Raw genomic sequence first — 12,977 nt, forward strand, 5'->3', positions numbered from 1 at the left:
GGGCGACCTTCCTGCGCGGTTTGGGGTGAGTTTTTCCGGAGGAAATATGAATACGTTATCCTTCCTCTTATTCGGTGAAGGAGAATCTCTCGTAATTACACTGGGCAAAATTTGCGTCGCTTTTATCCTCGGTGGGATCATCGGTCTTGAAAGAGAATCAAAAGGAAAGCCTGTCGGATTTAAAACGTGCGTCATCATTTCAGTCGCCAGCTGCGTTCTGACAATCGTCTCTATTCAGTCAGCAGAATATTACGCGGAAATCTCGATGAACATACGTAGCGATCCGATGCGCCTGGCCGCACAAATTATCAGCGGCGTGGGCTTTCTCGGTGCGGGTGTTATCCTTCATCGCCATGATGACGCCATATCCGGGCTGACAACCGCAGCCATTGTATGGGCTTCCGCAGGAGTGGGAATTACCAGTGGCGCCGGTTTTTATATGCATGCACTGATTGCCACAGGCTTATTCCTGCTGGCCATAAAACTCAGCTATTTTGTGATCTTTTTACAAACCAAAAATCAATTACCCGGTAAAGTAAAGATTCGCATTATTCTTGACGAAAAATCAGGACTACAAACGCTGGTGGAAAGTATTAATCAGCAAAAAAACATTATTGAAGCTATCACCATCCGCGATGTCAAAAAGGGGAAAATAGAGGTTAACCTTAAGGTCGTGATTAGAAAAAAAATGACCTTACCGGAACTTTACAACAACCTTTCTACCCTCGAACATGTTTGCGCCATCGCGCTGGAGCATTAAAAATAAAGGGAGAAAACAAATCCCTTGACCTTCCCCTTGCTGGGAGGTTTCAAGTGGCGCAGCACCGTAAGACACTGCGCCAATTCAGCATTTTACAGACTTAACTAGCCCTCAAAACCCCCGTATTGCCTCCAGAGTGTGGACACAATGTGGACATTCCACTTAGGGGATTGTAGCTCACTGCATCCAGTAAATAGTCCGGTGCAAAGTGGGTTTGCGAAATATCAGAATGACCCAGAATGCGTTGTAACGCGATAATGTTTCCCCTCTTCATCATGAAATGCGTTGCGAACGTATGGCGTAACGCATGCGCGGCCTGCCCGCCTGGCAAATTGGGTTTAGACTCTTTCATGCGTAGGTAGAACGTTTTGTAACTAACGCGAAACAACCTTCCCGACTCCTGAATTTTTACTATCTTTGCAATGTCATCTGATATGGGAACAACTCGTCTTTCACCGTTTTTGGTGATCGTAAACATGACCTTGTTTCCGACGATATTTTCAGCCTTAAGCTGATAGGCTTCACCCCACCGGGCACCGGTCGCCAGTAACAGAACGGCGATGCGGTAATAATCACCAGAGCAAAGAGACAACAACCGATCCACTTCCGATTGTGTGAAATATGACATTTCTGTTTTTGGCTCTTTCAATGCCGAAATTGCCGCAACAGGATTTTCACCGTGAAACTCGTCGATTTCTGCCATCGCTTTAAACACTCCACTTAGTGCGAAAAGGTCGTAGTTAATTGTTGAAGCCTTGCTCCTCTCCTCCAGTCTGTATGTACGGAAATCGATAACGGCCAGCGATTGACCCAGGTCAGACTTAATAATGACAATATGGCAATCACCTGGCATCCCCGCAACAAAGCGACCGGCAGCCGTTGCAGAATTCACCGTTTCAGCGTCAGGCTGAAAGTGCATCTCCGAAACTGACTTCCGGCTTACACCTTCCAAAACTTTCCAAGGTTGAGGTACCAGGCGAGGATGTTTCGGGCACTAATATCGCCGATCCATTCCACCCACAAACCATCGTATGGCCTTCCGTTCGTTCAACACCGCCCAGCCACGGAAACCACAGCACGCTGACAGAAGCGGATCAGAAACGGAAACGACGCTACACCGTACCCGCCGAAGCAATTTGGAGCTTAAAAATTGTGCACAAGAATTTTGAGCAAACCATACCACCAGCCCGCGCCGCTTCAGGGGTTCTATAGTCTCGAGCTTTTGCAAACTGCGGAAGATTTTGCAGCACTATGCAACACTCGCTGCATCAGTTGGCGCTAATCTATTGGTTAACCATATGTTTTAATAGGATCGTTTTAAATTCTGTGACGATCAAAAGCAAATCGAACGAGTATGGAAATAATCGGCAGCAAGCGTGCAAAGCCTTACGAGGCGCGGGTTGTAGGAAAACAGTTATGTTTTAAATTTTGCAAAACACCGCAATAATGAAAAAAGGATCCTCCAGGTGTCCAGGTATGCCCCACCGCTTTGCGGGACATACTGACCATGTACTGATGCTTACACAACTCTGGGCAAAAGGGAAAAGCTTATTGTTTTGCTGTCTGTTCGTACTGCCGTTTGATCACAGTGCTTCGACTCTCAACATACTTATACATAACAGGCGCAACTATACCCGCTGTAATAATGGCGCAAATTTGCCAAATATAATCACCATAATTATATAAATAATGTTTAGATATTGTTTGAGCAATCCCATGTATTAAATAAAGAGAAAAGCTACATGTTCCAAGCATAGTAATGGGACGTGATGTTAGCAATCCAAAGTAATCACACCCGCACTTAATTGTATAAAATACAATAAACATATAAAGTGGAGTCGTTGTGTTATAAGCATGCTTGGTAAAATATAAGGCTAAAAAAAGCAACAATGCGCATATTAGATCTGACGGCCTTTTGTTAGTTTTTATTGTTGCAACCAAAAAACCCGCAAGAAAGTACATGATATAACTTAGGTACTGCTCATTACCAATGAGATACTTATAACCTAAGACAAGCACCATTAGAGAAATGACAAATACTTCCTTATACTTTATTTTTTTCAAAATTATATATATAAGTGGTATCGCAAAGTACAAGCGTAATTCCCACACCAATGTCCAAAAAACACCAGACGTTGCAATCTGGAGAGACATACCATTGATATCCGCTCCGGGTGCTTTGAAAATAAATGGAAGTGAAGATATAAACCATTCCCAGACAGGAGTGTGTCCACCCACATTCATGATAAATGTTGTGATGTAAATAATCAACAACGTTGCAATTACTGGTGGGTATATCCTCATAAACCGTGAAATAGCGAAATCTTTAACATTGAATGATTCTGCAAGTGCTTTTCTGAAAAATAGAAATGCGGAAAGCATAAAAAAAACACCAACAGATAACTCACCAGTTAAATATATAGTTCTTTTAACATTACTTATAGTGATGTAATCAAGAGACCAATAGAAATCAGATTCTCCGCCAGCACGCCAGTATAAATGAAAGACGGCAACCATGGCAGCACAAATTCCGCGCAAACCATCAAGTGCGGCATACTTATGTTTTTGCGGTTTAATACCCAGAGACTTCGATGTAATAAAGACGGTCACAATTAATATGCTAAGATAGAATCCGTATTCAAGTATATATTTCATTATGTTTCTTGTTTAATCTCATTATTTTTGTGGATATTAACATTTCTTTCATCAATGGTGAATCATCACTGTCGTGACTTACGTGTCGGCTCACAGCGATGTCACAAAGAAGCCTCGCAGCATAGCGAGGCTTTGTCATTGTAATGTGGACACTTTTGTCGAAGTGTGGACGCTATGTGGACACTGATTTTAAAAATCCCTTTCAATCAGCAATTTAAACACTTGACCTTCCCCTTGCTGGAAGGTTTAACCTTTATCACAGTCAGTTAATCCCTGTAATAAAGGAGTGTAGTGATGTCTCAAACTATCGACCTGACTCTGGACGGCCTGTCCTGCGGTCACTGCGTCAAACGCGTAAAAGAGAGTCTTGAACAACGCCCGGACGTGGACCAAGCGGAGGTTACCGTGACCGAAGCGCACGTCACCGGCACCGCCAGCGCCGAAGCACTTATCGACACCATCAAACAAGCCGGTTACGGCGCAGAGTTAAGCCACCCAAAGGCTAAACCGCTGACGGAGTCATCAATCCCGTCGGAAGCGCTGGCAGCGGTCCCTCCTGAGCTTCCGGCAGCGACGGCTGAAGATGAGAGCCAACAGTTGCTGTTAAGCGGCATGAGCTGCGCCAGCTGTGTTTCCCGGGTACAAAATGCGCTACAAAGCGTTCCCGGGGTCACGCAGGCACGGGTAAACCTCGCGGAACGTACTGCGCTGGTGATGGGCAGTGCGTCCGCCGCTGATTTAGTTCAGGCGGTAGAAAAAGCCGGTTATGGCGCGGAGGCGATTGAAGACGATCTCAAACGCCGTGAGCGCCAGCAGGAAACCGCCATCGCAACGATGAAACGCTTCCGCTGGCAGGCGATTGTCGCTCTGCTGGTGGGCGTGCCGGTGATGGTCTGGGGGATGATCGGCGATAACATGATGGTGACTGCCGACAACCGCAGCCTGTGGCTGGTGATTGGCCTGGCGACACTTGCCGTGATGGTCTTTGCGGGCGGCCATTTTTATCGCAGCGCATGGAAAAGCCTGATGAACGGCACCGCGACGATGGACACCCTGGTGGCGCTGGGCACCGGCGTAGCCTGGTTATATTCCATGAGCGTCAACCTGTGGCCACAGTGGTTTCCGATGGAAGCGCGTCATCTCTATTATGAAGCCAGCGCGATGATCATTGGTCTGATTAACCTCGGACACATGCTGGAAGCCCGCGCACGTCAGCGCTCGTCTAAGGCGCTGGAAAAATTACTCGATCTCACGCCGCCAACGGCGCGGGTAGTTACAGAAGAAGGTGAAAAGAGCGTTCCGCTGGCAGAGGTTCAGCCGGGGATGTTGTTGCGCCTGACCACGGGCGACCGCGTGCCGGTTGACGGTGACATCACCCAGGGCGAAGCCTGGCTGGACGAAGCAATGCTCACCGGCGAACCCATCCCACAGCAAAAAGGGGAAGGCGACAGCGTCCACGCGGGTACCGTCGTGCAGGATGGCAGCGTGTTGTTCCGCGCCAGTGCGGTAGGCAGCCATACCACGCTGTCGCGCATTATCCGCATGGTGCGCCAGGCGCAGAGCAGTAAGCCGGAAATCGGTCAGATGGCCGATAAGATTTCCGCCGTGTTTGTCCCGGTCGTGGTGCTGATTGCGCTGGTGAGCGCGGGCATCTGGTATTTCTTTGGCCCGGCCCCGCAAATTGTCTATACCCTGGTGATTGCCACGACGGTGCTGATCATCGCCTGTCCGTGCGCGTTGGGCCTCGCGACGCCAATGTCGATTATTTCCGGCGTGGGTCGTGCGGCTGAGTTTGGCGTACTGGTACGTGATGCTGATGCTCTGCAACGCGCCAGCACTTTGGATACGGTGGTCTTCGACAAAACCGGGACGCTGACCGAAGGCAAACCACAAGTGGTTGCGATTAAAACCGTTGGCGGTACTGACGAGGCGCAAGCACTGCGCCTGGCTGCGGCGCTAGAGCAGGGCTCCAGCCACCCGTTGGCACGGGCTATTCTCGACAAAGCGGGTGACGGCGCACTGCCGCAGGTCAACAATTTCCGCACCCTGCGTGGATTAGGCGTTAGCGGCGAAGCGGAAGGCCATACGCTGTTGCTCGGCAATCAGGCGCTGCTGAATGAACAGCAGGTTGACACCCGCGAACTGGAAGCTGAGATTTCAGCTCAGGCTTCCCAGGGCACCACACCGGTATTGCTGGCGATTAATGGCAATGCGGCGGCGCTGCTGGCCGTGCGCGATCCGCTGCGTAGCGACAGCGTGACCGCCCTTCAACGACTGCACCGTGCTGGCTATCGTCTGGTGATGTTGACCGGCGATAACCCAACGACGGCCAATGCTATCGCCAAAGAGGCGGGCATTGATGAGGTGATTGCCGGCGTTCTGCCGGACGGTAAGGCCGATGCCATCAAGCGTCTGCAAAGTCAGGGACGCCAGGTGGCGATGGTCGGTGACGGTATCAATGATGCACCGGCGCTGGCGCAAGCCGATGTCGGGATTGCCATGGGAGGCGGCAGCGACGTGGCGATTGAAACTGCCGCGATCACGCTGATGCGCCATAGTCTGATGGGCGTGGCAGATGCCCTGTCCATCTCACGGGCCACGCTGCGCAACATGAAACAGAATCTGCTCGGGGCGTTCATCTACAACAGCATCGGTATTCCGATTGCGGCCGGGATTCTGTGGCCGTTCACCGGCACGCTGCTGAACCCGGTGGTTGCCGGTGCGGCGATGGCGCTCTCATCGATTACCGTGGTGAGCAACGCGAATCGACTGCTGCGCTATAAACCAAAAGAATAAGCAATGCCGGATGAGGCGCTTTATCGCCGCCATCCGGCAATTCACACATTGCACACCCCTGGGCCACGCGTTAGCATGGTCATCTGATTAGGGAGGTCGCATGGATCTGTTTTACCGGGTAAAAACATTTTTCGCAGCGCTATCCGGCCATCGCTATACCTGGCCCGCCATTGATGTTTCGTTGCCCGGCAACCGCCATTTCCATCTGATTGGCAGTATTCATATGGGCAGTCGCGATATGTCCCCTCTCCCTGCCAGACTGCTCAAAAAGCTTAACAATGCCGATGCGTTAATTGTTGAGGCCGACGTCTCCGGCAATGACAGCCCTTTTGCCGACCTGCCCGAGTTTGCCGCACTGGAAGAGCGCATCAGCGCGGAGCAGTTGCGCAATCTGCATAACGCCACCGATGAACTGGGGATCTCTCCGGCGCAGTTTTCCACGCAACCGTTATGGCAAATCGCGATGGTGCTGCAGGCCACCCAGGCGCAACAGTTGGGATTGCGCCCGGAATACGGTATTGATTATCAGCTGTTGCAGGCCGCAAAGAAGGCAGAAAAACCGGTGATTGAACTGGAGGGCGCCGCCAGTCAGATTGCCCTGTTGTGCGAACTGCCTGATAACGGTCTGGCGCTGCTGAATGATACGTTGACCCACTGGCACACCAACGCCCGGCTGCTGCAACAGATGATGAGCTGGTGGCTGAAAGCGCCGCCGCAGGACAATCACCTGGCCCTCCCGAACACCTTCAGTGAGTCGCTGTACGATGTGCTGATGCATCAGCGCAATATCGCCTGGCGGGATCGCCTTGCGGCACTGCCTGCGGGCCATTATGTGGTGGCTGTCGGTGCGCTACATCTGTATGGAGAGGGAAACCTGCCGGAGCTGATGCGATAAAAAAGTGGCCAATATTGCTATTGGCCCGTCAAAGAGGAATTTCATCTTTATTATTATGCCGTCGTTTAATACGACGGTGTATGTCGATTGTCGCTCAAACTCTGCATCCTGCCAATACAATTGCGCAAGATGGTACTATTTTTTAGACAATCATCAGAGGTACGCTTGACTTGTCATTTGGTTTAGCCAGGAAAAATAGCTATGACACCCGCAGTTAAATTACTCGAAAAAAACAAAATTACGTTCAGGATCCACACCTACGATCACGATCCGGCCGAAACCAACTTTGGTGATGAGGTGGTGCGCAAGTTAGGACTGAATCCCGATCAGGTGTACAAAACACTGCTGGTTGCGGTGAATGGCGATATGAAACATCTGGCGGTTGCGGTCACGCCCGTGGCCGGGCAACTGGATCTGAAAAAAGTCGCCAAAGCGCTCGGCGCAAAAAAGGTCGATATGGCCGATCCGCTGGTGGCACAACGCACAACCGGATATCTGGTCGGCGGCATTAGTCCGCTGGGACAGAAAAAACGCCTGCCGACGCTTATCGATGCGCCAGCCAAGGCGTTTGACACCATTTTTGTCTCAGGTGGCAAACGCGGACTGGACATTGAACTGGCGGCGGGAGACTTAGCCACTATTCTGGAGGCTAAATTCGCCGATATCGCCCGCCGGGATTAAGCGATTTTAGAATGATTGCCTGATGGCGCTACGCTTATCAGGCCTGCAAATCGCACTGACCTGTAGGCCGGATAAGGTGCCAGCACCGCCATCCGGCACTCCGCCCGGTTACTGCCAGCTGACTTCTCCCTTCGGTTCAAATGCACTGGCATCCAGCGGTGAGTTCTTCTGAATGTACTCTTTCAGCACCTCCGCATCGATAAACCCGGTGTTGACGTACCCTGGTTTGTTATCAATACGCGGATAGCCGTCGCCGCCAGTCGCGTTAAAGCTGAGCGTCGCCATGCGGTAGGTTTTCGCCGGGTCAACCGGCTCGCCCTTAATTTTCAGATCGTTGAGCTTGCCGTCTTTTGCAACAAAACTGACGTTAGCAAACTGCGGATAAGCGCCGGAATCCGGCTTCATCTGCGCCACGGCCGTCAGATAATCCGTTACGTCCTTACCGTTCATATCGGCATACACAACTACGTTGCCGAACGGCTGGACCTTCAGCACGCTTTTATAGGTGATATCCCCGGCTTCGATCGAGTCACGAATGCCGCCGCCGCTCATGACGCCAAAATCGGCACTGGTGCGCGCCATTTGCGCAGCCAGAATTAAATGCCCCATGTTGGTCTGCACAAAGCGGACCTTGCTGCGATCGCCTTCCAGTCGGTCATTCACCGCACCGATTTTCACATCCAACTGGGCTTTCCCTTTATTCTGGAACGGTGACAGCAGCGAGAGCATCTGCGCGTTCTCAGCGATTTCCGGGGTGTAAAGTACGTGCTCACTTTTCCCGTCTTCCCAGGTCACTTTCTTCTTCAGGTTCACCGGGATCAGCTGATAGTTGACCATTTTCATCTCGCCGTTACGGAACTCAAAGTCCGCGCGGCCAACATATTTTCCCCACTCATGCGCCTGTACAATCCAGATCCCGTTCTGTTTGTCCGGCGCGCATGGCGTACCCGGAACGTAATCCACCTGTTTTTTATTTTCCGCCGCCATGCATACCGGATCCTGTGAGTGACCACCCACAATCATCGCCAGCGCACCCTCTGGCAGACTGCGCGCCATTTCAACGTCACCCGGCGCGTTCGAACCATGGTTGCCGTTGTCGTAGTGCCCCATATGTGTAGTGGCAATAATGACGTCAGGCTTTTCATTCATCTGTAATTCCTGAATCACCACCTTTGCCTCTTCCGCTGGTTTGCGAAATTCGATGTCGGTGAAGAATTCAGGGTTACCAATTTTCGCTGTGTCGTCAGTGGTCAAACCAATAACCGCGATGTTCAGGTCCTGACGCTTAAAGATGGTCCAGGGTTTAAACAGGCGTTCACCGGTACTTTTCTGGTAAATATTGGCTGAGAGAAACGGGAACTTCGCCCATTTCTCCTGCTGACGCAGGACGGTGAGCGGATTATCAAATTCGTGGTTGCCGACGGCCATCGCGTCATAGCCAATCAGGTTCATCCCACGAAAGTCTGGCTCAGCATCCTGTAGATCCGATTCGGGAACACCGGTGTTGATGTCACCGCCGGAAAGCAACAGGACACTGCCCCCTTCGGCAGCCACCTCGCGACGGATCCCGTCCACCAGTGTTTTTTGCGCCGAAAGACCGTATTCGCCGTATTCGCTGCGCCAGAAATGGCCATGATGATCGTTAGTATGCAGGATGGTGATTTTATAGGTCTTATCTTTTTCATACGCCTGAGCAGGCTGACTTGCCAGCGTGAATGCGGCGAACAGTGCCAACGCCACACCCCGTTTCAAAAATTTCATGTTTCTCTCCCTGACTCCATTTCAACCGCAGAAATTACAATTATCTGAAATAATAGTCGAATAAGTTTTCAGAATTGAGACTTCCTTCAAACCTCGTCCGCAGGTATGTTAGTCAGGTAATAATCACAATGACGATATTCCCCTGTGCGCAACCTCATTTACGTTGCATCCGGGCAGCGTGAAAGATAAAGCGCATACATCGCAAATCAGACAGAAGTGAATTTCTATGGCAATAAGTGAACAAACCCAGCCAGCGCCTGGTGCGTCCGCGCCAGTCGCTAAGGCACGTACTTCGTTCGGCATTTTAGGTGCGATCAGCCTTTCACACCTGCTTAACGATATGATTCAGTCGTTAATTCTGGCGATCTATCCGCTATTACAGTCCGAATTCTCACTGACTTTTATGCAGATCGGGATGATCACCCTGACCTTCCAGTTGGCCTCTTCGCTACTACAACCGGTGGTTGGCTACTGGACCGATAAGTACCCAATGCCATGGTCGCTGCCAATTGGCATGTGCTTTACGCTAAGCGGTCTGGTGCTGTTGGCAATGGCCGGCAGTTTTGGCACCGTACTGCTGGCTGCCGCGCTGGTGGGCACCGGCTCTTCGGTATTCCACCCGGAATCGTCCCGTGTGGCGCGGATGGCCTCAGGCGGACGCCACGGTCTTGCCCAATCCATCTTCCAGGTGGGCGGTAACTTTGGCAGCTCCCTCGGTCCGTTGTTGGCGGCAGTGATTATCGCCCCTTACGGCAAAGGTAATGTGGCCTGGTTCGTGCTTGCGGCGCTGCTGGCAATTGTGGTGCTGGCGCAGATCAGCCGCTGGTATGCCGCGCAGCATCGCATGAGTAAGGGGAAACCGAAAGCAACGGTTATCAATCCGCTACCGCGCAATAAGGTGGTACTTGCGGTCAGCGTCCTGCTGATCCTGATTTTTTCGAAATACTTCTATATGGCGAGCATCAGCAGCTATTACACCTTTTATCTGATGCAAAAATTCGGATTATCGGTACAAAACGCGCAATTCCACCTCTTTGCCTTCCTGTTTGCGGTTGCAGCAGGAACGGTTATCGGCGGGCCTTTAGGCGATAAGATTGGCAGAAAATATGTCATTTGGGGCTCTATCCTAGGCGTCGCGCCGTTTACGCTGATTTTACCTTATGCCACCCTACACTGGACCGGCATTTTAACGGTGATCATTGGTTTTATCCTCGCTTCTGCGTTTTCCGCCATTCTGGTGTACGCCCAGGAGCTGTTGCCGGGGCGTATCGGTATGGTTTCTGGTCTTTTTTTTGGTTTTGCCTTTGGAATGGGTGGCCTGGGAGCCGCAGTGTTAGGTCTGCTTGCGGACCATACCAGCATCGAGTTAGTCTATAAAATCTGTGCTTTCCTGCCACTTCTGGGGATATTGACCATATTCTTACCTGATAACCGGCATAAAGCCTGAGTTTTTTGCGGCTAAAGCTAAACTTTAGCCGCGCGCTATGCCTGCTGTCATAAGCCTTTGCCCTGTCTATAGCCCACTCGTTTTCCGATCCGTGCTTTTTCCGCCTCAAAATGCAGTTTTCTTCAAAATTCAATAATTATTCATAAACATAATAGTCAAAATTGTCATAAACTATTACCTGGAATTTTGGAAATCAGCTACCAAAGGAGACGGAATGCATCACGCCACCCCGCTTATCACCACCATTGTTGGCGGCCTTGTGCTCGCTTTTATACTCGGCATGCTTGCCAATAAACTACGTATTTCTCCTCTGGTGGGATATCTGTTAGCGGGCGTTCTGGCCGGTCCTTTTACTCCTGGCTTTGTCGCGGATACCAAACTTGCGCCGGAGCTCGCTGAGCTTGGCGTTATTCTGCTAATGTTCGGCGTCGGTTTGCACTTTTCGCTTAAGGATTTGATGGCGGTAAAGTCGATAGCCATTCCCGGCGCGATCGCCCAGATAGCCGTGGCGACGCTGTTGGGTATGGCCCTTTCCGCCATGCTGGGCTGGTCGCTGATGACCGGTATCGTCTTTGGTTTATGTCTGTCAACCGCCAGTACCGTGGTGCTGCTGCGCGCGCTTGAAGAACGACAACTGGTCGACAGTCAGCGAGGACAAATTGCCATCGGCTGGCTGATTGTTGAAGATCTGGTGATGGTGCTGACGCTGGTCCTGCTGCCCGCCGTGGCCGGAATGGTGGAAAAAGGCAACGTCGGTTTCGCCTCGCTGGCCGTCGACATGGGCATTACCATCGGTAAAGTTATCGCCTTTATCGCCATTATGATGCTGGTTGGCCGCCGTCTGGTACCGTGGATTATGGCGCGTAGTGCGGCAACCGGCTCCCGCGAACTGTTTACGCTGTCCGTACTGGCGCTGGCATTAGGTATCGCTTTCGGCGCGGTGGAACTGTTTGATGTCTCCTTCGCGTTGGGTGCGTTCTTTGCCGGGATGGTACTGAATGAATCGGAACTAAGCCACCGAGCGGCCCACGACACCCTGCCGCTGCGCGACGCGTTTGCCGTCCTGTTCTTTGTCTCCGTCGGTATGCTGTTTGACCCGCTGATTCTCATTCAACAGCCGCTGGCCGTGCTGGCAACGCTTGCCATCATTATCTTTGGTAAGTCGGTCGCCGCCTTCTTCCTGGTTCGTCTGTTTGGTCACTCTCCGCGTACCGCGCTGACCATTGCCGCCAGCCTGGCGCAGATTGGTGAGTTTGCCTTTATTCTCGCCGGTCTGGGGATGGCGCTGAACCTGCTGCCGCAAGAAGGGCAAAATCTGGTGCTGGCGGGGGCGATTCTGTCGATTATGCTCAACCCGGTGCTGTTTGCCCTGCTGGAAAAATATCTGGCAAAAACCGAGACGCTGGAAGAACAGACGCTGGAAGAGGCTATCGAGGAAGAGAAACAAATTCCAGTGGATATCTGCAACCACGCGCTGCTGGTCGGTTTTGGCCGCGTTGGCAGTCTGCTCGGTGAAAAACTGATGGCCGCAGGTATTCCGTTAGTGGTTATCGAAACCTCACGGACACGCGTGGATGAGCTGCGCGAGCGCGGGATCCGCGCGGTGCTGGGAAACGCTGCCAATGAAGAGATTATGGCTCTGGCGCACCTGGATTGCGCCCGCTGGCTGATCCTCACCATCCCGAACGGCTATGAGGCTGGCGAAATTGTTGCCTCCGCCCGCGAAAAGTGCCCCAATATCGAGATTATCGCCCGCGCCCATTATGACGATGAGGTGGAGTACATTACCGAACGTGGGGCGAATCAGGTAGTGATGGGTGAGCGCGAGATCGCCCGTACCATGCTGGAACTGCTGGAAACACCGCCAGCCGGTGAAGTCGTGACGGGATGACCGTCGTTGCATCGGCTCGTTTGCCTGATGGCGCTTCGCTTATCAGGCAAACGTGATGACACAGATAATGGTAACCGTAGGCCGGATAAGG

9 protein-coding genes are annotated in these 12,977 nt (G+C 51.7%); 6 read left to right on the plus strand and 3 right to left on the minus strand.

Annotated features, from left to right (window positions below):
* Positions 1-46 precede the first annotated feature (46 nt).
* Entirely contained in the window at positions 47-760 is a 714-nt protein-coding gene (locus KE671_RS08965) for an MgtC/SapB family protein (RefSeq protein ID WP_206162622.1), read from the plus strand.
* Between the two features lie 100 nt (positions 761-860).
* Here the strand turns inward: KE671_RS08965 and KE671_RS22805 are convergent, their stop codons facing one another.
* Both KE671_RS22805 and KE671_RS08975 read right to left on the minus strand, forming a co-directional pair.
* Positions 861-1,679, minus strand: coding sequence for a phage integrase (locus KE671_RS22805; RefSeq protein WP_241029784.1), 819 nt, complete (start codon positions 1,677-1,679; stop codon positions 861-863).
* A 629-nt stretch (positions 1,680-2,308) separates the two neighbouring features.
* Entirely contained in the window at positions 2,309-3,415 is a 1,107-nt protein-coding gene (locus tag KE671_RS08975) for an acyltransferase family protein (protein WP_206162623.1), read from the minus strand.
* Positions 3,416-3,709: 294 nt separating this feature from the next.
* Between KE671_RS08975 and copA the strand changes: the two genes are divergently transcribed.
* The 3 genes from copA (at position 3,710) to ybaK (ending at position 7,787) form a co-directional block, all read left to right on the plus strand.
* A complete protein-coding gene (gene copA / locus KE671_RS08980) occupies positions 3,710-6,211 on the plus strand; it encodes a copper-exporting P-type ATPase CopA (protein WP_206162624.1) in 2,502 nt (833 codons plus the stop codon).
* Between the two features lie 100 nt (positions 6,212-6,311).
* On the plus strand, positions 6,312-7,106 hold the full coding sequence (locus KE671_RS08985) for a TraB/GumN family protein (protein ID WP_206162625.1): 795 nt from the start codon (positions 6,312-6,314) through the stop codon (positions 7,104-7,106).
* A gap of 201 nt (positions 7,107-7,307) precedes the next feature.
* Positions 7,308-7,787, plus strand: a complete 480-nt coding sequence (gene ybaK / locus KE671_RS08990) for a Cys-tRNA(Pro)/Cys-tRNA(Cys) deacylase YbaK (RefSeq protein ID WP_206162626.1) — start codon at positions 7,308-7,310, stop codon at positions 7,785-7,787.
* A 108-nt stretch (positions 7,788-7,895) separates the two neighbouring features.
* On the opposite strand, the gene ushA is transcribed toward ybaK, so the two are convergent.
* Positions 7,896-9,548 carry a bifunctional UDP-sugar hydrolase/5'-nucleotidase UshA gene (ushA, locus tag KE671_RS08995; protein ID WP_206162627.1) on the minus strand — a complete coding sequence of 551 codons (1,653 nt, stop codon included), beginning with the start codon at positions 9,546-9,548 and terminating at the stop codon, positions 7,896-7,898.
* 226 nt (positions 9,549-9,774) lie between these two features.
* Between ushA and fsr the strand changes: the two genes are divergently transcribed.
* Both fsr and ybaL read left to right on the plus strand, forming a co-directional pair.
* The gene (fsr, locus tag KE671_RS09000; RefSeq protein WP_206162628.1) at positions 9,775-10,995 is read left to right on the plus strand and encodes an MFS transporter; all 1,221 of its coding nucleotides are present in this window, start codon (positions 9,775-9,777) and stop codon (positions 10,993-10,995) included.
* A 214-nt stretch (positions 10,996-11,209) separates the two neighbouring features.
* Entirely contained in the window at positions 11,210-12,886 is a 1,677-nt protein-coding gene (gene ybaL / locus KE671_RS09005) for a YbaL family putative K(+) efflux transporter (RefSeq protein WP_206162629.1), read from the plus strand.
* The last annotated feature ends 91 nt before the right edge of the window (positions 12,887-12,977 follow it).

It is taken from the genome of Citrobacter amalonaticus, from assembly GCF_018252635.1.
GTDB lineage: Bacteria > Pseudomonadota > Gammaproteobacteria > Enterobacterales > Enterobacteriaceae > Citrobacter_A > Citrobacter_A amalonaticus_E.